Origin of the sequence: Kutzneria sp. NPDC052558, from assembly GCF_044547355.1 — a bacterium.
Lineage (GTDB): Bacteria > Actinomycetota > Actinomycetes > Mycobacteriales > Pseudonocardiaceae > Kutzneria.
In genome coordinates, this window is record NZ_JBIUAG010000015.1 from 92,256 (window position 1) to 113,234 (window position 20,979).

The window sequence follows — 20,979 nt, forward strand, 5'->3', positions numbered from 1 at the left end:
TGTTTTCCTTGTTCCCGCCCGGGCCGACCGCTTCCGTTGTAGGCATGCGAATCTCCAGGTCGAGTGCCGTGGTGGCCGCCGTCTTAGTCGCCCTCGCCGCCGCCGTTCCGGCGGTCGCCTCCCCCCGCATCGTCGGCGGCGAACGGGCCAGCATCGTGGAGTACCCGTGGACCGTCTATCTGACCGACGCGACCGGGTTCCAGTTCTGCGGCGGCACCGTGGTCGCGGCCACCAAGGTGCTCACCGCGGCGCACTGCATGGCCGACCAGCGGGCGGACAACCTGCGGGTGGTGATCGGCCGGGAGGACAAGCAGACCACCGCCGGCCGGTCCGTCACGGCCACCTCCGTGTGGACCTCGCCCAACTACAGGGGCGATCCCACCGGGGGCTCGGACTACGCGGTGATCACGTTGAGCCGCTCGGTGAACGTGCCGCCGCTGCCGCTGGCCAGGGACGGGTCGCTGTACCAGCCCAACGCCGTGGCCACGGTGCTCGGCTGGGGTCGGACCTCGGAATCCGGCCAGGTGTCGCAGTACCTGATGAAGGCGTCGGTGCCACTGGCCTCGGACGCCGACTGCGCGAAGTCGTACTCGGAGTACCGCGCCACGGCGATGGTGTGCGCGGGCTATCCGCAGGGCGGCGTCGACAGCTGTCAGGGTGATTCCGGCGGCCCGCTGGAGATGAGCGGCGAGCTGGTCGGGATCACGTCGTTCGGCGAGGGCTGCGCCCGCGCCGGGTACTACGGCGTCTACACCCGCGTGGCGTCGTACTACGACGACATCGAGCCCGAGCTGGAAGGGTGACCGGCTTCCGCCGGATCCTGGCGTCGGTGCTGGCCGTGGCGCTCGTCCCCGTCCTGGGGGCGGGCGCTTCGGTCGTCGGCGGCACGCGGGCCAGCACCGCCGACCATCCCTATGTGGTGTTCCTGACCGACGCGGCCGGCCTCCAGTTCTGCGGCGGCACGCTGGTCCGGGCCACGAAGGTCGTCACCGCCGCGCACTGCGCCGCCGGTTGGTGGCCTTCCGGCATCCGGGTCGTGGCCGGCCGGGACGACAAGGACGGCCGGGGCGGTGTGACCGCCAAGGTCGCCGCGATCTGGCTCGACCCCGACTACCGCTCGTCCACCGGCGGCTCCGACATCGCCGTGCTGACCCTGGCCGACGGGCTCTCCTACGGCACTCTCCCGCTGGCCACACCGGCCGACCACGATCTCTACGCCGCCGGCGCCTCCGCGACCGTGCTGGGCTGGGGCGACACCAGCGCCGAGGGCGACTACTCCCGCTACCTCATGCAGGCCTCGCTGCCGCTGGTCGCCGACGCCGTGTGCGGCCAGGCCTACCCGGAGTTCCGACGGTCGGAGATGGTGTGCGCCGGCTATCCGCAGGGCGGGGTCGACACCTGCCAGGGCGACTCCGGCGGCCCGCTGGTGGTGGCCGGCCGGCTGGCCGGCGTCACCTCGTGGGGCCACGGCTGCGCCGAGCAGGGCCATCCCGGCGTGTACGCCCGGGTCGCCGCCTACTCCGCGGCGATCACCGCCGAGCTCGGTTAGGCCAGGACCAGCCCGACCGAGATGGTCAGGAACGCGGCCGCCGAGACGGCGTCGAGGGCGGTGGTCACGCCGCGCCGCTGGAGCCGGCGGGACATGCGGCCGGCGGCGAGCACGATCGTGCCTTCCCAGCACGCGGCCAACACCAGGAACAGCGCGCCGAGCACCCCGAGCTGGAGCACGGCGTCACCCGATCCGATGAATTGCGGCAGGAACGCCAGGGAGAACAGCAGCATCTTCGGGTTCATCAGGTTGGACAGGAAGCCCTGCCGGAAGGGATGGGCCACGGCGACCGGTTCGTCCGACTCGGCCGGGCGCGGCCGCAGCAGCCCGATGACGATCTGCACGGCGAGGAAGGCCAGGTAGGCGGCCCCGAGCCAGCGCAGCACGTGCAGCAACGCGGGGTAACCGGCGAGCACCACGCCCAGGCCGGAGACGACCAGGCCGATCTGCACCGCGCTGGCCGTGTGCACGCCGGCCAGCGCCCACAGGCCGGCCCTCGTCCCGCCTCGCAAGGACGTCCTGAGCAGCAGGAACGCGTCCATGCCCGGCGTGATGACCACAACGAGGCAGGCGAGCAGGAAGGCGGGCAGGGTGCTGGTGTCGAACGTCACGGCAAAACTCCGGTCCAAGCGGGGCGTGGCTGAACAAACGCCCGTCGTCAGCAGCGCTGACAGAAGATTCTTCGTACTTATGGAATCTTAACGGGAAGATCTCCGGCATTAACACCTTTGGGTGAGTGATCTCGATCGCGTCCCACCGGTCGTTGCCGATCGGCTACGGTCTGTGGCCTCCCCCTCCCTGTAGGAGTGCTCGCCGTGCCCTTGTCCGTCCGGCGGTCGGCCGCCGTCCTCGCCTCGCTGCTGCTGTTCACGTCGTCCGCCACCGCGTACGCCGGCGACGCCTCGCCCCGGATCGTCGGCGGCGACGACGCCAGCACGACCACCACGCCGTGGGTCGTCGCGCTGACCACCGACGGCGGCTCGTTCTTCTGCGGCGGCACGCTGGTCGCCCCGACCAAGGTCGTCACCGCCGCGCACTGCGTGACCCAGGCCCTGGCCACCGGCGGCATGACCACCAAGTCCCCGTCCTCGCTGCGGGTCGTGGCCGGCCGCACCGACCTGCGCACCCGGGACGGCCTCCAGCTGCGGATCGCCTCGGTGTGGGCCGACCCGAGCTTCCGTGACGTGGGCACCGGGCACGACGTCGCCGTGCTGACGCTGACCCGGTCCGCGCCCTACCGGACGCTGCCGCTGGTCGCCGCCGGCGACACCTCGGCCTACCAGCCCGGTGTGGTCGCGACCGTGCTCGGCTGGGGCCGTGTCGGCGAGTACGCCGGGCCGTCGCCGACGCTGAAGTCGGTGCAGGTGCCCATGGTGGCCGACCGGACCTGCGCCACCGAGGAGTCCGACTTCGACGCCGACAGCATGGTGTGCGCCGGCTACCCGCAGGGCGGCCGCGACGCCTGCGCCGGCGACTCCGGCGGTCCGCTGGTCGTCGAGGGGCGGCTGGTCGGCGTCGTGTCCTGGGGCGACGGCTGCGCCCGGGCCGGCAAGCCCGGCGTCTACACCCGCCTGGTCAACTACCGCGACGAGGTGTCGGCCCATCTCGGGGCGTGATACCACGGGTGGCATGACGCTCCATGCCACCCTGCACCGCTCCTGGGCCGCCGACCTCACCCCGACCCAGCTGTACGACCTGCTGCGGCTGCGGACCGATGTCTTCGTCGTCGAGCAGAAGTGCCCGTACCCCGAGCTCGACGGCCGTGACCTGGAGCCCGACACCCGGCACTTCTGGCTCGCCGACGACGCCGGCCGGGTGCTGTCCACCCTCCGCCTGCTCGCCGACCCCTCCGGCGAGCTCCGCGTCGGCCGCGTCTGCACCGCCGCCGACGCCCGCGGCAACGGCCTCTCCGCCCGCCTCATGGCCGCCGTCATCGCCGACATCGGCGACACCCCGAGCGTCCTGGACGCCCAGGTCACCGTGAAGAGCTTCTACGCCCGCTTCGGCTACGTCGAGCAGGGCGAGGAGTTCCTCGAGGACGGCATCCCCCACATCACCATGCGCCGCCCCGGCTGACCGTCACCCGGACGAGTCCGACCGGCCGTGTGATACCCGCCCGCTCCCAACCCCACTAGCGTTTTTTCCACATGTGGCATTGCCGAAAGGCCACTGTGGAGCGTTCAGTCGAGTTCAGGGAGGATCGATGTCCAGCAGATCTCTGGCGATGGCTGCGGTCATCGCCGTCGGCGCGGCCATGCTCACGGCGGCCATGCCCGCCGCCGGCCCGGCGCAGGCCGCGATCGGCTGCCGTCCCGACTCCGCGTCCAACGCCTACTTCACGTTGAGCGTGAAGCGAGCATTGCTCAGCTGTGACGTCGTCGAGGTCGGCATGCGCGGCACCGACGCTCTGGACCCGGACGGCGCGGAGTTCTCGGTGTGGGGGCCGGACAACTTCAGCGGTCTGGTCAGGGTCAGCCCGGGCGAGTACACCGTCGCCTGGAAGGGCGACCACGCGGCCGGGGCCAAGTGGTGCGCGAGCTTCGTCGGCGACTACGCGGAGCTCTGCCTGTCGACCTGAGCTACCGCGCCGGCGCGGTCCGGGTGATGACGTCGACCGCGCGGTCCAGGTCGGCCGGCGACAGGTCGGCGCGGGCGGTCAGGCGCAGGCGGGAGATCTGGTCGGGGACCGACGGCGGCCGGAAGCAGCCGACGACGACGCCGGCGGTGCGGCAGTCGTTGGCCCAGGCGACGGCGGCCTCGGGGGAGGGGGCCTGCACCGAGACGACGGCGGCGGTGGGGGTGCTGACCCGGAAGCCGGCGGCGGTCAGGCGCTCGGTGAGCTCCAGGGCGTTCGCCCGGGCCTGGCCGGCCAGCTGGGGCTCCTCCTTCAGCACGCGCAGAGCCGTCAGCGCGGAGGCGACGCTGCTCGGGGCGAGGCCGGTGTCGAAGATGAAGCTGCGGGCGCTGTCGATCATGTGCTTGATCACCCGGCGCGGGCCGAGAATGGCCCCGCCCTGGGCGCCGAGGGACTTGGACAGGGTCATGGTCATGACCACGTTGGGGGCGCCGGCCAGGCCGGCGTCGTGCACGGCGCCCTTGCCCTCGTCGCCGATGACGCCGAAGCCGTGGGCGTCGTCGACCAGCAGCCCCGCGCCGTAGCGGCCGCAGGCCTCGGCCAGCTGGGGCAGCGGCGCCAGGTCGCCGTCGACCGAGAACACGGAGTCGGTGACGACCAGGGCCCGCTCGTGTTTGCGGGTGGACAGGGCCTTGGCCACGGACGCCACGTCGCAGTGCCCCATCACGGCGACGTCGGCCTTGGACAGCCGGGTCCCGTCGATCAGCGAGGCGTGGATCAGCTTGTCGGCCACGATGGCGGTGCCGGGGCCGGTCAGCGCGGCCACGGCGGCCAGGTTGGCCATGAACCCCGACGAGAACACCAGCGCCGCCTGCATCCCGCAGAACGAGGCCAGCTCCAGCTCCAGCTCGGTGTGCAGCTCGGTGGACCCGGTCACCAGGCGTGACCCCGTGGACCCCGCGCCCCACTTCAGCGCCGCCGCGGCGGCGGCCCCGGCCACCCGCTTGTCCCGGGACAGCCCCAGGTAGTCGTTGCTGGCCAGGTCCAGGGCGTCCCAACCGGCGGCGCGGGGACGGAGCTGACGCGCCAGCCCGGCCTCCTGCCGGGCCTGGGCCCGGGCGTCGATCCAGTCGAAAACTGCGTCAGGGTTGCCGGTCGTCACGCCGAGCAGTCTCGCATCAGGGCGGCGCCGCCCCGGTGCCTAGGCCCCGACCTCGACCACCACCTCGGAGATCCGCGACACGTCCCGGCCCGGCGGCTCCCCGAACATGCGCCGGTACTCCCGGCTGAACTGCGACGGGCTCTCGTAGCCGACGGCATAGCCCACCGCCGCCACGTCGTCGGGCTCGGCGATCAGCCGCAGCCGGGCCTGCTGCAGGCGCAGCTGCTTCTGGTACTGCAACGGGCTCATCGCCGTCACCGCGCGGAAGTGCCGGTTGAGGGTGGCCACGCTGACCCCGACCTCGTCGGCCAGGTCGGCGATGCGGATGGTCCGGTCGAAGTGGCGGGCGATCCACTGGGTGGCCTTGCCGACCAGCGACACCCGGCTGTCCTCCATGCCGACCCGGCGGATGGCCGCCCCGTGCGGGCCGTTCATCAGCCGCCAGTGGATCTCCCGCTCCACCCCGGGCGCGAGCACGGCGAAGTCGGCGGGCCGGTCGATCAGCCGCAGCAGCCGGACCACGGCGTCCAGCAGCTCCTCGTCGGCCGTGGCCCTGACCAGGCCGCGGTCGGCGCTGTCCGGCCCGGCCCCGCCGCCGGTCTCCAGCAGCAGCTCGGTGATGACGGACTTGCGCAGCGGCAGGCCCATCGCGACGAACGGCTCGGCCGGGCTGGCCTCGATGATGCGGCCCAGCACCGGCAGGTCGACCGAGGCCACCAGGTACTGGCCGGCCCGGTACTCGTAGACGTGGCCGGCCAGGCTGGTCCGCTTGGCGCCCTGGGCGACCAGGGCCAGCACCGGCCGCATCACCCCGCCGGAGCCGTGCTCGACGGAGGTGGTGACGTGCACCGTCATGCCCTCCACCCACACCGGCCGAGTGGTCCTCGCATGCAGCCGGGTGATCCGGTCGGTCAGTTCGCGCAATGTGTCCCGCACACCTCCATCGCAGCAAACTTGAGCAGATCGTGCAACGCCTGGCGCTGATCGATCTAGGAGCCGTGGGAATTCGCTGGTGGAATGGACGACAGCAAGTGATCGGATCAGACAACAGGAGCGTGTGTCATGTCGCTGGACTCGTACGTCACCCTCGGACAGTCCGGCCTGCGGGTCAGCCCGTTCACCCTGGGCACGATGACCTTCGGCGAGGACTTCGGCTGGGGCAGCAGCCCCGAGGTGTCGGCCGACATCCTCGCCGCCTACCTCGACCGGGGCGGCAACTCGATCGACACGGCCAACATCTATACCGCCGGCCACTCGGAGCGGATCATCGGCGACTACTTCGCCGCCCACCCCGGCGTGCGCGACGGCGTGGTGCTGGCCACCAAGTTCTTCGGCAACCTCCGGCCCGGCGACCCCAACGGCGGCGGCGTCGGCCGCAAGGGGATCATGCAGCAGCTGGAGAACTCCTTGCGGCGCCTGCGAACCGACTACATCGACCTGTACTGGGTGCACAACTTCGACCCGCGGGTGCCGATCGAGGAGACCCTGCGCACCCTGGACGACCTGGTGACCGCCGGCAAGATCCGCTACGTCGGCCTGTCCGACCTGCCGGGCTGGAAGGTCGCCGAGGCCGCCGTCACCGCGAAGTTCCGGTCATGGGTGCCGATCACCGCGCTGCAACTGGAGTACTCGCTGCTGGAGCGGACCATCGAGGGCGAACTGGTCCCGGCCGCCCAGGCGCTGGGCATGGGCATCATGCCGTGGAGCCCGCTCAAGAACGGCTTCCTGTCCGGCAAGTACTCCAGCGCCAACCCGGCCACCCAGACCCGCGGCGCCATCGACTACTTCCGGCCGCCGACCGACGCCCAGTACGTGGTGATCGACGCCGTCAACGAGATCGCCGCGGAGATCGGCGTCAGCGCGGCGGCGGTGGCCCTGTCCTGGGCGCAGCACCGGCCGGGCATCACCTCGACGATCATCGGCGCCCGCACCCTCGAGCAGTTCACCGCCAACATCACCGGCCTGGACGTGGTGCTGTCCGACGAGCACCGCGAGCGGCTGGACCAGGTGTCCAAGCCCAAGCTGAACTTCCCGGCGGAGGTCAACCAGTACTCGTCCCGGCTCCAGTACGGCGGCATGACCGTGGACGGCGTGCGGGCCGAGCCACACCAGGTGGCCTCCCTGGCCGCCCGCGCGGGCTCAGGGCGTTAGGACCATCTTGCCGATGGCCGTGCGGTCCTCGAAGGCCCGGTGGGCGGCGGCCGCCTCGGCCAGCGGCAGGACGCTGCCGATCACCGGGTCGAGCCGGCCGGCGGTGCCGAGGTCGAGGGCCCGCCGGTTGAGGTCGGCCAGCAGCTCCGGGTTGCGGCCGAGGCTGAACGGGATCAGCGCGGCCCCCACCGAGAACAGGTCGGCGGCGGTGATGTCGGCCGGCTCGCCGGAGGCGAAGCCGTACACCACCATCCGGGTGCCGGTCCGTTCGGCGAGCAGCTGGAACGCCTCGGTCCCGGTCCGCCCGCCGACGGTCTCCAGCACCACGGTGACCGGCCCGACCTCCTCGGTCCAGCCGTCCCGGCTGTAGTCGACCACCCGGTCGGCCCCCAGCTTGCGGGCCACGTCCAGCTTGCGCTCGCTGCTGGCGGCGGCGATCACGGTCGCCCCGGCCTGCTTGGCCAGCTGGACCAGCAGCGTGCCGATGCCGCCGCCGGCCGCCTCCACCAGCACGGTGTCCTCGGCGGTCAGCCGCGCGGCGTCGATCACGCCGACGGCGGTCGCGCCCTGGCTCAGCAGGGCCAGGGCCCGGTTGTCGTCGAGGCCGTCCGGCACCGGCACGGCCCCGGCCGCCGGCACCAGGGCCAGCTCGGCGTAGCCGCCGTTGGGGACGAAGGCGGTGACCCGCCGGCCCACCAGGGCGGTGTCGGTGTCCGGCCCGGCGGCCAGCACCGGGCCGGCGACCTCAAGGCCGGGCGTCGCCGGCAGCGTGACCTCGGGACGGAAGCGGGCCGTCGGCCCGGCCTCCCCGCGCAGCATCACGTCGGCGTAGTTGACGCCGGCCGCCGCGACCTTGACCAGCAGCTGGCCGGGGCCGGGCGTCGGGTCGGGCACGTCCTCCAGCACCAGCACCTCGGGCGGGCCGAAGCGGTGGTGGCGCACTGCCTTCATGGTGTTCCCCCTCAAGGTCGGACCGGCGGTCCGGTTATGGGACACACTCTACGGACTGTCGGTCCGCTTCTGTCAAGAGGCAGAATGTGCGGCATGCGAGTCGACGCCGCGCGCAACCACAACGTCATCCTCGAGGTCGCCGGCGACCTGTTCTGCCGGCAGGGCCCGACGGTGTCGATGGACGCCATCGCGTCGGCCGCCTGCGTCGGCAAGGGCACCCTGTTCCGCCGCTTCGGCGACCGGGACGGCCTGATCCAGGCGGTGGTCCGGGAGCGGACCGAGGCGTGGTGGCGGGACGCGCAGGCCCGGGCCACCGACGAGTCCGTGCCGGCCCGGGAGCGGGCGTTGCGCCTGGTCGACGAGATGTTCGAGCTGATCGTGCTGCGGCTGCGGCCGCTCATGGCGACCATGGAGAAGTCGGCCTGCGTCGGCCCGCCGCCCTGGCTGGACCAGCTGGCCGCGCTGATCGCCGAGGTCCGCCCGGACGTCGACGCGGACTTCCTGGCCAAGGTGATCATCGGCAGCATGCGCAGCGAGATGGTGCAGCCCGGCGCCGAGGACACACTCAGGGTGAACGTCGCCGCCCTCACGTCGAGCGTGTTGGGTGATTGACCGGCGCTGACCCGTTCGCACCACACTGGGCAGTCGTCTTGCTGCTCAGCGTGGAGGAGCCATGACCCTGCGCCGCGTGCTCACTGCTGCGGTTGTCGTCGTCACGTCCCTGGTCGCCCTAGGCACGGGCGCGGCCGCCGCGGCCACGCCCGGTTACGCCAACTACGTCGCCCTCGGCGACTCGTACACCTCCGGCCCGTTCATCCCGCTCATGCGCCTGAACCCGATCGGGTGCGGGCGTTCCACCAACAACTACCCGTCGCTGCTCGCCGCCGCCCTGCGCGTCCGGCATTTCACGGACGTGAGCTGCGGCGGCGCCGACACCACCAACATGACGCAGCCGCAGAGCGTGCCGCTGTTCGGCACGAACCCGCCGCAGTTCAACGCCCTGCGCGCGAACACGGACCTGGTCACGGTGGGCATCGGCGGCAATGACGACAGCGTGTTCGGCACGGTCGTCGGCACCTGCCCGGGGCTGCGCGCCTCCGACCCGCACGGCGCCCCGTGCAAGGCGCACTTCACCGTGAACGGCCAGGACCAGTTGCTGGCTGCCATCGCCGACACGCAGGTCAAGGTGACGGCGGTCGTGCAGGGCATCCACCAGCGGTCCCCGCAGGCCAAGGTGCTGGTCATCGGCTACCCGCGGATCGCCCCGGCCAGCGGCACGTGCCCGGACGTGCTGCCGTTCGCCGACGGCGACTACACCTACCTGGACAGCATCGAACGAGCCCTCAACACCGCCGCCTCCAACGCCGCAGCGGCGGGCGGCGCGACCTTCGTCGACACGTACGGGCCGTCGTACGGGCATGACGCGTGCGCCGGCGGCAACGCGTGGATCCAGGGGCAGTCGCTCAACCTGCTGGCCGCCGCGCCGTACCACCCGCGCAAGGCGGCCATGGTCGGCGAGGCGGCGATCATCGCGCACGCCCTGGGCGTCAACCGGACCGTGACCGCTGCGGCGCCGGATGGGCCCACGGCCGGTGTGAGGACCCTCACCGAGTTGGCGCAAGCCCTGCTCAACGGCTGATTCGGCACCTCGCTGCCGGCGGGGGTCCAACTAGACTCCCCGCCGACAGCGAGGTGTGCGCGAGGAACCCGGTGCGAATCCGGGACGGTCCCGCCACTGTGACCGGGCCCGCGGTGTGACAGCCGTGGGCCCGGGAGCCAGGAACTCGGCCCCTCGTCCGACCGACCCGGGCGTGGACACCCGAGGAAGGACCTGGCATGGCGCCTCGCTTCCCGTTCTCTGCCGTCGTTGGGCACGAAGACCTGCGGCTCTCGCTGCTGCTGAACGCCGTGCACCCGGCGATCGGCGGCGTGCTCGTGCGCGGCGAGAAGGGCACCGCCAAGTCGACGATCGTGCGGGCCCTGGCCGCACTGCTGCCTGATCTGGACGTGGCGCCGGGCTGCCGCTTCGGCTGCGACCCGGCCAACCCCGACGCCGAGTGCCCCGACGGCCCGCACAGCGGTGCGGATTCCGACCGGCGACCGTCACGGCTGGTGGAGCTGCCGGTGGGGGCCACCGAGGACCGCCTGGTCGGCTCGCTCGACCTGGAGAAGGCGCTGACCGAGGGCGTGCGGGCGTACCAGCCGGGCTTGCTGGCCGCTGCGCACCGCGGCGTGCTGTACGTGGACGAGGTCAACCTGCTGCACGACCACCTCGTAGACCTGCTGCTGGACGCGGCGGCGATGGGTCGTGCGCACGTGGAGCGCGAGGGCGTGTCGGTGTCGCACGCGGCGTCGTTCCTGCTCGTGGGCACGATGAACCCCGAGGAGGGCGAGCTGCGGCCGCAGCTGCTGGACCGCTTCGGCCTCACGGTGCAGGTGCTGGCCTCGCGTGACGTGGCGACCCGCACGGAGGTCATCCGTCGTCGACTGGCCTACGAGGCCGACCCCGCAGGCTTCGCCGCCGACTGGGCCGAGGCGGACGCGGAGCTGGCGGCCCGCATCGTGAAGGCGCGGGCGGAGCTGCCGAGCGCGGTGCTGCCGGACACGGAACTGCGCCGAATCGCCGCCATCTGCGCGGCGTTCGAGGTGGACGGCATGCGCGCGGACCTGGTGGTCGCCCGCACCGCCACGGCGCACTGCGTGTGGCGCGGCGGGAACACCGTGACGGAGGAAGACGTGGAGGCCGCGGTGCGCCTCGCGCTGCCGCACCGCCGCCGGCGCGACCCGTTCGACGAGCCCGGCATGGACGAGCAGCAGCTCCAGGACGCCATGCAGCAGGCGGCTGCGGAACTGGACGAGCCCGACCCCGACGACGACCCCGACGGCGGCGAGACTCCGCCGGAATCCGAGGCACCGCAACAACAACCCCAGCAAGGCGAGGGCCAAGCGCCGAAGGACCAGGCCCCGGCCGCGCCGTCGCCGGCGTTCAAGGCCCGCCTGTTGCAGGTGCCCGGCGTCGGCGAGGGCGCGCCCGGACGACGGTCCCGCGCGCGGGCCAACAGCGGCCGCACGGTCCGTTCGTCCACTGTGGACGGCCACGGCCTGCACCTGGTCGGCACGGTGACCGCCGCCGCCCCGCACCAGCGCGCACGCGGCCGTGACGGCGCGGGCCTGCGGCTCAAGGGCGAGGACCTGCGGCTGGCCGTGCGTGAGGGCAAGGAAGGCAACCTGGTGTTGTTCGCCGTCGACGCCTCCGGCTCGATGGCCGCGCGCCAGCGCATGTCGGCGGTCAGCGGTGCCGTGCTGTCCCTGCTGCGGGACGCCTACCAGCGGCGGGACAAGGTCGGCGTGGTGACGTTCCGCGGCACCGACGCCCAGGTGGCGCTGCCGCCGACGTCCTCCGTGGACGCCGCCGTGGCGCGGCTGCGTCAACTGCGCACCGGCGGTCGCACCCCGTTGGCCGACGGTTTGCTCAAGGCGCACAAGGTGTTGACGGTCGAGCGGCTGCGGGATCCGCGGCGGCGGCCGCTGCTGGTCGTCGTCACCGACGGCCGCGCCACCTCCGCGCGCCCGGGCCACGACCCCGTGCAGGACTCGCTCAAGGCGGCGGCGCTGCTCGCGGCCGACGGCGTCGCGACCGTGGTGGTGGACTGCGAGCACGGGCCGGTGCGGCTCGGGCTCGCCGACAAACTGGCCAGTGCGTTGGGCGGCGCCTGCTTGCGGCTGGAACAGTTGTCGGCCGAGCAGATGGCCGGCGTGGTGCGAGCGACGAGGGCGGCCTGACATGCCACAGGGAAAGCCGGAAGTCGTCCCGGCCGACGGTCTGACCACCAAGCAGCGCCGCAACCGGCCGCTGACCGTGGTGCACACCGGCGTGATGAAGGGCAAGTCCACCGCCGCCTTCGGACTGGCCCTGCGCGGCTGGAACCAGGGCTGGTCCATCGGCGTATTCCAGTTCGTGAAGTCGGCGAAGTGGAAGGTCGGCGAGGAAGCCGCGTTCAAGGCGCTCGGCGAGGTGCACGAGCGGACCGGGCAGGGCGGGCCGGTGCAGTGGCACAAGATGGGCGAGGGCTGGTCGTGGACCCGCAAGCCGGGGACCGACGAGGACCACGCCGCCGCCGCGCTGGAGGGCTGGCGCGAGATCCAGCGCCGGCTCGCGGCCGAGGAGCACGGGCTCTACGTGCTCGACGAGTTCACGTACCCGATGAAGTGGGGCTGGGTCGACGTCGGCGAGGTGGTGGCCACCCTGCGCGACCGGCCCGGCTTCCAGCACGTGGTGATCACCGGCCGGGACGCGGCGCCGGCGCTGGTCGAGGCGGCCGACCTGGTGGTGGAGATGACCAAGGTCAAGCACCCGATGGACGCCGGTCAGAAGGGCCAGCGGGGGATCGAGTGGTAGCCAGGCTGGTGATCGCGGCCCCGTCCTCGGGCAGCGGCAAGACCACCGTGGCCACCGGCCTGATGGCCGCCCTGCGCCGCCGAGGCGGCCGGGTCGCGCCGTTCAAGGTCGGGCCGGACTACATCGACCCCGGCTACCACGCGCTGGCCGCCGGCCTTCCCGGCCGCAACCTGGATCCGGTGCTGGTCGGCGAGGAACGCATCGCCCCGCTGTTCCGGCACGGCGCCCGAGGCACGGACATCGCCGTGATCGAGGGCGTGATGGGCCTGTTCGACGGCCGGATCGGCACCGACGGCTTTGGCTCCACGGCGCACGTGGCCGCGCTGCTGCAAGCGCCGGTGGTGTTGGTGGTCGACGGTCGGGGACAGGGCCGCAGCCTTGCGGCACTTCTGCACGGATTTCGCAGCTATGACGCCAAGATCCGGCTGGCCGGGGTGATCCTCAACCAGGTCGGCTCCGAGCGGCACGAGCAGGTCCTCACCGACGCGTGCGGTGAGATCGGCCTGGACGTGCTGGGGGTGCTCCGCCGCTCCGACGGCCTGGCGGTCCCCTCCCGGCATCTCGGTCTCGTCACCGCGGCCGAGCACGGATCCGTTGCCGTGCAGGCGGTTGAGGCGATGGCCGACGCCGTGGCCGCCGGTGTGGACCTCGACGCCGTCAGCGCCCTGGCCGCCACCGCGCCGGAGCTGGCCGCCCAACCGTGGGAGCCCGCGGTCGAGCCGGTGGCCGGGAATCCGGTCGTCGCCGTGGCCGGAGGATCGGCCTTCACGTTCGGTTACGCCGAGCACGTGGAGCTGCTGGCGGCGGCCGGCGCCCAGGTGGCCGTGGTGGATCCGTTGCGGGACAAGGAACTTCCCGACCGCACGGCCGGGCTGGTGCTGCCCGGCGGCTTCCCCGAGCAGCACGCCGCCGAGCTCTCGGCCAACGACTCACTCCGGCGCGAGGTCGCCGACCTGGCCCGGGCCGGCGCGCCCGTGCACGCCGAGTGCGGCGGGCTGCTCTATCTGGCCAAGGAGTTGGACGGTCGTCCCCTGTGCGGGGTGCTCGACGCCACCGCGGCCATGACTTCCCGACTCACCCTCGGCTACCGGGACGCTCTAGCCCCGGTCGAGTCAACCTTGCACTCGATCGGGGACCGGGTGACCGGGCACGAGTTCCACCGCACCGCCGTCACGCCCCGGCACGGCGCCCAGCCGGCCTGGCGCTGGCGCGGCGCGGAGCCCGAAGGCTTCGTGCAGGACGGCGTGCACGCCTCCTACCTGCACACTCATCCGGCCGCCGCCCCGCAGGCCGTCCGCCGGTTCGTCGAAAGGTGCGTCAAGTGAGACTGGTCGGACTCGGCGTCGGCCCCGGCGACCCGGAACTGCTCACACTGGCCGGACTCCGGGAGCTCCGGGCGGCGAGCCGGATCTTCGTGCCGGTGATGTCGCCGGACGAGGAGGGGCGGTCCGAGGCCGTGGTCCGCGCGCACCTGTCCGACGACGCCCCGGTGCGGCGGCTGGTGTTCGCGCTCAACGACGACGTGCGCGGTTCACAACAACGTCGTAACGAACTGTGGGACGCCGCCGGCCGCGAGGTCGCCGAACACCTGCGCGAAACCGGCGGCAGCGCGGTGTTCGCCACCATCGGCGACCCGATGGTCTACTCCACTTTCACCTATCTCGCGGAGACCGTTCGGCGGTTGCTGCCGGAGGTGGAAGTGGTGCTCAGTCCCGGAATCACCGCCATGCAGGCGGCCGCCAGCGCCGCCGGACTCCATCTGGTGGAAGGCACGGAGTCGCTCACCCTGGTGCCGGTGACCCGAGAGCTGACCGGGCTGCGGGCTGCCTTGCGGGGTGGCGGTACGGTCGTCGCCTACAAGGGCGGACGACGACTCGACGAGCTGCGCGCCGAGATCGAGGCCGCCGGGGCGCTGGACCGCTCGGTGTACGCCGAGCATCTCGGCACACAGCAGGCGCGGGTGCTCCCCCTGTCTGAAGTGGACCGGTCGGTTTCCGCGCCGTACTTGTCCACCGTGGTGATCCTTCCGCCCCGGGGCGGAAGAGGGGAGCAACTGTGAAGTCGGGGTTGGTGTCTTTTGTCGGCGCGGGTCCAGGCGCCGCCGACCTGATCACGCTGCGCGGCGCCCGCCGGCTGGCCGACGCGGACGTGGTCGTCTGGGCCCCGAGCCTGGTGGACGCCGAGTGCGTTCGCGAGCACGTGCGGGACGGCGCCGAGCTGATCGACCTGTCCCGGGCCGCCTCCGACGACCTGGTGGAGCTGTTCCGCCGGGCCGCGCGGGACAAGCTGCGGGTGGTCCGGATGATCACCGGCGACCCGGTGCTCTGGGGCGCGGTGCGCGACCAGGTCGAGGCCTGCCGGCGGATCGGCGTGGAGACGGAGATCGTGCCGGGCGTGTCGCCGGTGTCGGCCGCGGTGTCCGCGGTCGGCCGCGAGCTGACCGACAGCGAGGACCAGTCGCTGATCCTGACCCGGGTGGACGCCACCGCGCTGCCCGACGCCACCCAGATCCGCGCGTTCGCCGGCCACGGCGCGACGCTGGGCGTGTTCGTCGCCGCGGCCCGCACCGGGCAGCTGGTCGAGGAGCTGACCGCGGGCGGCTACGCCGAGGACACCCCGGTCGTCGTCGCGTACAAGACAACGTGGCCGGACGAGCTGCTGCTCAACACCACGCTCGGCGAGCTGGAGGCGACCGTCAAGCAGCGCAAGCTGTGGCGGCACACGCTGTTCCTGGTCGGCAAGGCGATGGCCCCGGGGGCCAAGGCCCGCTACCGCCGGGCCGAGAGCCCGGCCGAGCCGGTCGAGGACGCCGCCGAGACGAGTGGCGAGCGCTCGGCCCGCCGCACCTCGTGGTCGGCGCGGGCCGGCCGCACCAACCGGATCGCCGCCGCCCGCAACGAGGTGCCGGCCCAGTCGGCGGGCGAGACCTCGCAGGCGGCGTGGCGGGCCGTGCACAGCTGGCAGGCCGACGCCCGGACCAAGGCCCCGGCGGCCCCGAAGCCCGCGGCCAAGCCGGACATCGACCAGACCTCGCTGGACATGCCGGCCCCCGAGCCGGAGAAGGTGGCCGTCTCCCCGGCCGCCATCAAGCCCGCGCCGCGGACCACGGCGCGGGCCAATGGGGCCGGGGCGGCCAAGCAGCCGGCCAAGGGACGCAACACGCAGGCGAAGCGGACACGCAAGAGCGGGTGAGCTGATGACGATCACCGTGATCGGGGTGGACGGGGCCGCGCTGCCGCCGGGCGGCGAGGCGCTGCTGGACAAGGCGACCCTGGTCGTCGGTGGTCGTCGGCACCTGGACCTGCACGTCCGCAACGGGGCCACCACCATCGAGCTGGGCGCGCTGGACAAGGCGCTGGAGGCGCTGGCCGCGCACACCGCCGCGCACGGGCCGGCGGTGGTGCTGGCCTCCGGCGACCCCGGCTACTTCGGGGTGCTCAGGGCGTTGCGGGACAAGGGAATCCGGCCGCAGGTGGTGCCGGCCCCGTCCAGCGTGCAGCGCCTGGCCGCGCTGGCCGGGCGGCCGTGGGACGACGTCACGGTGGTCAGCGCGCACGGCCGTGGCCTGCGGCAGGCGCTCAACGTCTGCCGGGCCCGACCGGCGGTCGCGGTGCTCACCGCCCCCGGCGCGGGGCCGGCCGAGCTGGCCGCGGGGCTGGGCGGCTGGCGGCGCACCCTGATCGTGGCCGAGGACATCGGCGGCGACGAGATTGTGTCCACTGTGGACGCCGCCGACGCCGCCATGCGGACCTGGCGTGAGCCGAATGTCGTGCTGTGCCTTGCCGATCCGGACGCCGTCGCCCCGCGCGGCTGGCTGGCCGGCGGCGAGCCGCTGCCCGGCACGGCCGGCTGGGCGCTGTCGGAGGACGAGTTCGCCCACCGCGACGGCATGGTGACCAAGTCCGAGATCCGGGCGGTGGCGCTGGCCCGGCTCGCGCCCGCGCCGGGCACGCTGATCTGGGACGTGGGCGCGGGATCCGGTTCGGTGGCAGTGGAATGCGCCCGCTTCGGCGCGGCGGTGGTCGCGGTGGAGCGGGATCCCGTGCAGTGCGTGCGCATCATTGCCAACGTCACCACGCACGGCGTGGACGTGCGGGTGGTGGAGGCGGAGTTCCTGGCCGCCGTGCACGGCCTGCCCCAGCCCGACGCGATCTTCGTCGGCGGCGGCGGAACGAAGGTGGTGCGGGCGGCGGCCAGCGTCGGCGCGCCGCGGATCGTGGTGTCGCTGGCGGCGGTGGACCGGGTCGCCCCGGCGCGGGACGCGTTGCGGGAGAACGGTTACACGGTCGAGGGCGTGCAGTTGTCCGCCTCCCGGCTGGCCGACCTGCCCGACGGGTCGAGCCGGCTGTCGGCGGTCAACCCGGTGACGGTGGTGTGGGGAGTGCGCTCATGATCGGGTTGTTCGCCATCGACGAGGAGCAGCGCAAGCTCGCCGTCGAGCTGTCGGCCAGGCTGGGCCGGGACACCGTGGTCGCCGACGGCCCGGTGCACCAGGCCGTGCACCGCATGTGGAACCGGCTGGGCGCGGCCGTGCTGCTGATGCCGACCGGCGCGGCGGTGCGGACCATCGCCCCGATGCTGGTGCGGGACGAGTCCGCGCCCGCGGTCGTGTGCGTCACCGAGGACTTCGTGGTGGTGCTGGCCGGCGGCAGCTCCGGCGGCGCCAACGCGCTGGCCGACCGGGTCGGCGAGGTCCTCGGGCTGACCGTGGTGGCCTCCGCCGGCAGCGACAACACCGGGGACACCGTGCTGGAGCAGCTGGTCGACCAGCTCGACGCCACTGTGGACGGTGACATCGCCGAGTGCGCGGCGGCCATGCTCAACGGCGAGCCCATCCGCTTGCTCAACCCCATGGGCTTCGACCTGCCGCCGATGCCCGACAACGTCGGCCAGGCCGGCGGCGGGGCCCGGTGGACCATCGTGATCGACGACCGGGTGGCCGGCCACGGCACCGACGGCGAGGTGCTGCGCATCGTGCCGCGCACCCTGGTGGTCGGGGTGGGCGCGTCCTCGGGCGTGTCCGGCGACGAGGTCACCTCGGTGCTGTCCATGCTGGAGTGGGACTTCGGGCTCGACCTGCGGGCCGTGCGGGCGTTCGCCAGCATCGACCTCAAGGCCCGCGAGACCGGCGTGCTCCAGGCCTTGGAGGACTGGAACTTCTGGCACGGCCAGGGCAGCGTCGGCGAGGACCCGCCGGAGCTGCTCACCTACCCGGCCGAGACGCTGTCCACCGTGGCCGTGCCCAACCCGAGCCCGGTGGTCGAGCAGAAGACCGGCACCCCCAGCGTCGCCGAGGCCGCCGCCCTGTACGCCGCCGCCGAGATGGCCGAAGGCCGACCCGTGGAACTCGTCGTCCCCAAGGCCAAAGGCGACAACGTCACCGTAGCCGCCGCCCGCATCCGCCCCTAACCCTAGCCCCCACCCCAGCACGCCCTGTACCCCTTGGAAGGGGGCTTTCCTCCACTCCGAGTGGAGGAAAGCCCCCTTCCAAGCGTTTGGGGGGTCGCACGGGTGGGTGAAACGTCGGCGAGGCGGGGACCGGAGGCGGCGGGGCGGGGGTAGACAACGGGAGTGCGCCCCTGGACCCGGTACTGGCTGACGTCCGCCGTCGCCGTCCCCGCCGTGCTGGCCGTGGTCGGCGTGGCCGCGCAGGGCGGCGACATCGAGCGGCAGATCTCGGCCGAGTCGACAAAAGCTTTGGCCGGCAACGGCTCCGTGGTGGTCAGCGGCCGGGACGTGACGCTGGTCGGCGTGCCGTTCGAGCGGATCCCGGACGCCGAGAAGACCGTGCGGGCGCTGCCCGGGGTGCGCACGGTCGCCGCCCGTGAGCCGGCGCTGGGGCCGTTGACGATCTCCGTGGACGACAGGCAGGTCGTGATCGCCGGCACCACCCAGCAGGACACCTGGCGCAGGCAGTTCCTGCACGTGGTCGGGGAGTACGCGCACGGCCGGCCGCTGGTGGACCACACCTCGACCAGCCCCGGCACCGACTTCGCGATGACCACCACCGCGGCCGCCGCCCTGGTCTCCGTGCTGACCCTGGAGCCGGGCGCGGACGTCAAGGTGTCCGTTGTGGACGGTCAGGTGGTGATGGAGGGCGTGCTGCCCGACGCCGAGCGCAAGGCCAACACCGCCAAGCTGCTGCAACGGCTGTTCGGCGGCGGCGTGGTCGTGGACAAGACCAGGAGTGCGTGATGATGTGGTTGTTCGGCCAGATTTTTGTGCTGTGCCTGGTGTCCTTCGTGGCCGGCGCGGCCATGACCGCCGTGGTGTTCGTGATGCGGCCCACCCTGTTCTCGCCGCCGGCCCCGGCCCCCGAGCCGACCGGCCAGCGCAAGCTGGTGGAGATGGACGCGGAGTGAGGCCGCCGCCGGCCGCCGTGTAATCCTGGCCGGGTGACCGACCAGCTCGCTGTACTGCGGTCCCGGGTGGACACCGGGCACCTGCCGCCGCTGACCCGTGCCGTCGTGGAGCGGGTGATGCTCACCACGGCCGACCCGACCTGGCTCGGGGATCTCGTGCTGGACGAGCAGGCCCTGGCCGCCGGCCGGGACGCCCTCGGCGCGGGCGCGCCGCTGGTCGTGGACGTGCGCATGCTCGCCGCCGCCGTCGCCCCGCGTGAGGCGGTGATCGGGCTGGACCTGCCCGGCGTCGCCGAACTGGCCAAGTCGGCGGGAACGACCCGTTCCGCCGCCGGAATCCGCTTGGCCGCCAAGGCATTTCCCGACGGCGCGGTATGGGCCGTCGGCAACGCGCCGACGGCGTTGCAGGAGGTGCTGAGGCTGGCCGCGCTCGGTGCGGTGCGGCCGGCGCTGGTGATCGGCATCCCGGTCGGCTTCGTCGGCTCCGTCGACGCCAAGGCGGCGCTGCGGCGGTCCGGGCTGCCGGCGGCCAGCTCCGCCACCGAGCGGGGCGGGGCCGCGATCGCCGGTTCCGTGGTCAACGCGCTGGTGGACGCATGGCAGGCTGACGGCCATGTCCGTTGAGCAGCACTACCTGGTCGGGCTCGACCTCACCGGACGGCGCGTGGTCGTCGTCGGCGGTGGCACCGTGGCGCAGCGCCGGCTGCCCCGGCTGGTCGCGTCCGGCGCGGCCGTCGAGGTGATCGCGCCGCACGTCACCCCGGCCGTGCAGGGCATGGCCGACGCCGGCGAGCTGACCTGGCACCAGCGCCCCTACACCGACGGCGACCTCGACGGCGCCTGGTACGTCGTCACCTGCACCCAGGTCACCGAGGTCAACGAGGCCGTCGCCGCCGAGGCCGAGCGCCGCCGGATCTTCTGCGTGCGGTCCGACGCCGGCACCCAGGGCAGCGCCGTCACCCCGGCCGTCGGCGAGCACGACGGGCTGCTGGTCGGCGTGCTGTCCGGCGGGCAGCCCCGGCGCTCCGCCGCCGTGCGGGACGGCGTGCTCACCGCCCTGCGGACCGGGTCCGTGGCCGATCTGCCCGAGAAGCCCCGGGATGGCGGCGTCGCCCTGGTCGGCGGCGGTCCCGGCGATCCCGAGCTGATCACCGTGCGGGGCCGTCGGCTGCTGTCGCTGGCCGACGTCGTCGTGGTCGACCGGCTCGGCCCCATGCAGCTGCTCGACGAGCTGCCGCCGCACGTCCGGGTGGTGGACGCGGCCAAGATCCCCTACGGCCGGGCCGCCAGCCAGGACGTGATCAACTCGACCCTGATCGAGGAGGCCAAGGCCGGCCGGTTCGTCGTGCGGCTCAAGGGCGGCGACCCCTACCTGTTCGGCCGGGGCTTCGAGGAGCTGCTGGCCTGCGCCGAGGCCGGCGTGCCCGTGACCATCGTGCCCGGCGTCACCAGCGCCTTCGGCGTGCCGGCGGTCGCCAACGTCCCGGTCACCCACCGCGGCGTCGCCCACGAGGTCGTGGTCGTGTCGGGCCACGTCGCCCCCGATGACCCTCGCTCGCTGGTCGACTGGCCCGCCCTGGCCCGGCTGCGTGGGACGTTGGTGCTGCTCATGGGCGTCGAACGCATCCGCGCCTTCGCCGACGCGCTGCTCGAAGGCCGCCCCGCCGACACCCCCGTCGCGGTGATCCAGGAAGGCACGACCCGCTCCCAGCGCATCGTCCGCACAGTCCTGTCCGAGGTGGCCGATCGCGTAGCCGCCGAGGCGATCCGCCCACCCGCCATCGTCGTTGTCGGCACGGTAGCAGGCCTCGCCAACCACCTGCCCTAATT

The 20,979-nt window shown here is 73.1% G+C and carries 23 protein-coding genes and 1 riboswitch; of the genes, 19 read left to right on the top strand and 4 right to left on the bottom strand.

What is annotated here, in order from left to right; translation table 11 throughout:
• Positions 1-44: 44 nt before the first annotated feature.
• Positions 45-803, top strand: a complete 759-nt coding sequence (locus tag ACIG5F_RS26410; RefSeq protein WP_396521831.1) for a S1 family peptidase — start codon at positions 45-47, stop codon at positions 801-803.
• Positions 800-1,549: a S1 family peptidase gene (locus tag ACIG5F_RS26415; RefSeq protein WP_396521833.1), complete on the top strand. Its 750-nt coding sequence runs from the start codon at positions 800-802 to the stop codon at positions 1,547-1,549. Before ACIG5F_RS26410 ends, ACIG5F_RS26415 begins: the two co-directional genes overlap by 4 nt.
• Here the strand turns inward: ACIG5F_RS26415 and ACIG5F_RS26420 are convergent.
• Positions 1,546-2,160 (bottom strand): LysE family translocator, encoded by a 615-nt coding sequence (locus ACIG5F_RS26420; RefSeq protein ID WP_396521835.1) that lies wholly within the window; start codon positions 2,158-2,160, stop codon positions 1,546-1,548. The two genes, ACIG5F_RS26415 and ACIG5F_RS26420, sit on opposite strands and share 4 nt — an antisense overlap.
• A 204-nt stretch (positions 2,161-2,364) precedes the next feature.
• On the opposite strand from ACIG5F_RS26420, the gene ACIG5F_RS26425 reads away from it, so the two are divergent.
• The 3 genes from ACIG5F_RS26425 to ACIG5F_RS26435 all read left to right on the top strand — a co-directional run bounded on the left by ACIG5F_RS26425 (position 2,365) and on the right by ACIG5F_RS26435 (position 4,127).
• Positions 2,365-3,165 carry a S1 family peptidase gene (locus ACIG5F_RS26425; protein ID WP_396521837.1) on the top strand — a complete coding sequence of 267 codons (801 nt, stop codon included), beginning with the start codon at positions 2,365-2,367 and terminating at the stop codon, positions 3,163-3,165.
• Between the two features lie 13 nt (positions 3,166-3,178).
• Complete coding sequence (locus tag ACIG5F_RS26430; protein WP_396521838.1) at positions 3,179-3,625, top strand: GNAT family N-acetyltransferase; 447 nt, start codon at positions 3,179-3,181, stop codon at positions 3,623-3,625.
• Between the two features lie 127 nt (positions 3,626-3,752).
• Entirely contained in the window at positions 3,753-4,127 is a 375-nt protein-coding gene (locus ACIG5F_RS26435) for a hypothetical protein (RefSeq protein WP_396521840.1), read from the top strand.
• Between the two features lies 1 nt (position 4,128).
• Here ACIG5F_RS26435 and ACIG5F_RS26440 read toward each other — a convergent pair whose 3' ends face one another.
• Together ACIG5F_RS26440 and ACIG5F_RS26445 are read right to left on the bottom strand one after the other, a co-directional pair.
• Positions 4,129-5,286 carry an 8-amino-7-oxononanoate synthase gene (locus tag ACIG5F_RS26440; protein ID WP_396521842.1) on the bottom strand — a complete coding sequence of 386 codons (1,158 nt, stop codon included), beginning with the start codon at positions 5,284-5,286 and terminating at the stop codon, positions 4,129-4,131.
• Positions 5,287-5,325: 39 nt separating this feature from the next.
• Entirely contained in the window at positions 5,326-6,222 is an 897-nt protein-coding gene (locus ACIG5F_RS26445; protein ID WP_396521844.1) for an AraC family transcriptional regulator N-terminal domain-containing protein, read from the bottom strand.
• Positions 6,223-6,348: 126 nt separating this feature from the next.
• On the opposite strand from ACIG5F_RS26445, the gene ACIG5F_RS26450 reads away from it, so the two are divergent.
• Positions 6,349-7,437 carry an aldo/keto reductase gene (locus ACIG5F_RS26450; protein WP_396521846.1) on the top strand — a complete coding sequence of 363 codons (1,089 nt, stop codon included), beginning with the start codon at positions 6,349-6,351 and terminating at the stop codon, positions 7,435-7,437.
• Here ACIG5F_RS26450 and ACIG5F_RS26455 read toward each other — a convergent pair.
• Positions 7,426-8,388 (bottom strand): zinc-binding alcohol dehydrogenase family protein, encoded by a 963-nt coding sequence (locus ACIG5F_RS26455; protein ID WP_396521848.1) that lies wholly within the window; start codon positions 8,386-8,388, stop codon positions 7,426-7,428. The two genes, ACIG5F_RS26450 and ACIG5F_RS26455, sit on opposite strands and share 12 nt — an antisense overlap.
• Positions 8,389-8,481: 93 nt before the next feature.
• On the opposite strand from ACIG5F_RS26455, the gene ACIG5F_RS26460 reads away from it, so the two are divergent.
• The 13 genes from ACIG5F_RS26460 to cobA all read left to right on the top strand — a co-directional run bounded on the left by ACIG5F_RS26460 (position 8,482) and on the right by cobA (position 20,977).
• Positions 8,482-9,000, top strand: a complete 519-nt coding sequence (locus ACIG5F_RS26460) for a TetR/AcrR family transcriptional regulator (protein WP_396521850.1) — start codon at positions 8,482-8,484, stop codon at positions 8,998-9,000.
• Positions 9,001-9,061: 61 nt separating this feature from the next.
• The gene (locus ACIG5F_RS26465) at positions 9,062-10,027 is read left to right on the top strand and encodes an SGNH/GDSL hydrolase family protein (protein ID WP_396521852.1); all 966 of its coding nucleotides are present in this window, start codon (positions 9,062-9,064) and stop codon (positions 10,025-10,027) included.
• A 61-nt stretch (positions 10,028-10,088) separates the two neighbouring features.
• A riboswitch (cobalamin riboswitch) is annotated at positions 10,089-10,174 on the top strand.
• A 50-nt stretch (positions 10,175-10,224) separates the two neighbouring features.
• Positions 10,225-12,171, top strand: a complete 1,947-nt coding sequence (locus tag ACIG5F_RS26470) for a putative cobaltochelatase (protein WP_396521854.1) — start codon at positions 10,225-10,227, stop codon at positions 12,169-12,171.
• 1 nt (position 12,172) lies between these two features.
• A complete protein-coding gene (gene cobO, locus ACIG5F_RS26475) occupies positions 12,173-12,787 on the top strand; it encodes a cob(I)yrinic acid a,c-diamide adenosyltransferase (RefSeq protein ID WP_396521856.1) in 615 nt (204 codons plus the stop codon).
• Positions 12,781-14,112, top strand: coding sequence for a cobyrinate a,c-diamide synthase (locus ACIG5F_RS26480; protein ID WP_396521858.1), 1,332 nt, complete (start codon positions 12,781-12,783; stop codon positions 14,110-14,112). Before cobO ends, ACIG5F_RS26480 begins: the two co-directional genes overlap by 7 nt.
• Positions 14,109-14,846 (top strand): precorrin-2 C(20)-methyltransferase, encoded by a 738-nt coding sequence (cobI, locus tag ACIG5F_RS26485; RefSeq protein WP_396521860.1) that lies wholly within the window; start codon positions 14,109-14,111, stop codon positions 14,844-14,846. The genes ACIG5F_RS26480 and cobI overlap by 4 nt, the downstream gene beginning before the upstream one ends.
• Positions 14,843-15,979 carry a cobalt-precorrin-4/precorrin-4 C(11)-methyltransferase gene (locus tag ACIG5F_RS26490; protein ID WP_396521862.1) on the top strand — a complete coding sequence of 379 codons (1,137 nt, stop codon included), beginning with the start codon at positions 14,843-14,845 and terminating at the stop codon, positions 15,977-15,979. The genes cobI and ACIG5F_RS26490 overlap by 4 nt, the downstream gene beginning before the upstream one ends.
• A 4-nt stretch (positions 15,980-15,983) precedes the next feature.
• Entirely contained in the window at positions 15,984-17,180 is a 1,197-nt protein-coding gene (cbiE, locus tag ACIG5F_RS26495) for a precorrin-6y C5,15-methyltransferase (decarboxylating) subunit CbiE (RefSeq protein WP_396521864.1), read from the top strand.
• Positions 17,177-18,196: a cobalamin biosynthesis protein gene (locus ACIG5F_RS26500; RefSeq protein WP_396521866.1), complete on the top strand. Its 1,020-nt coding sequence runs from the start codon at positions 17,177-17,179 to the stop codon at positions 18,194-18,196. The genes cbiE and ACIG5F_RS26500 overlap by 4 nt, the downstream gene beginning before the upstream one ends.
• 162 nt (positions 18,197-18,358) lie before the next feature.
• Entirely contained in the window at positions 18,359-18,982 is a 624-nt protein-coding gene (locus ACIG5F_RS26505; protein WP_396521868.1) for a hypothetical protein, read from the top strand.
• On the top strand, positions 18,982-19,149 hold the full coding sequence (locus ACIG5F_RS26510) for a hypothetical protein (RefSeq protein WP_396521870.1): 168 nt from the start codon (positions 18,982-18,984) through the stop codon (positions 19,147-19,149). Before ACIG5F_RS26505 ends, ACIG5F_RS26510 begins: the two co-directional genes overlap by 1 nt.
• 33 nt (positions 19,150-19,182) lie before the next feature.
• Positions 19,183-19,773: a precorrin-8X methylmutase gene (locus ACIG5F_RS26515; protein ID WP_396521871.1), complete on the top strand. Its 591-nt coding sequence runs from the start codon at positions 19,183-19,185 to the stop codon at positions 19,771-19,773.
• A complete protein-coding gene (gene cobA, locus ACIG5F_RS26520; protein WP_396521873.1) occupies positions 19,763-20,977 on the top strand; it encodes a uroporphyrinogen-III C-methyltransferase in 1,215 nt (404 codons plus the stop codon). Before ACIG5F_RS26515 ends, cobA begins: the two co-directional genes overlap by 11 nt.
• Positions 20,978-20,979 lie beyond the last annotated feature (2 nt).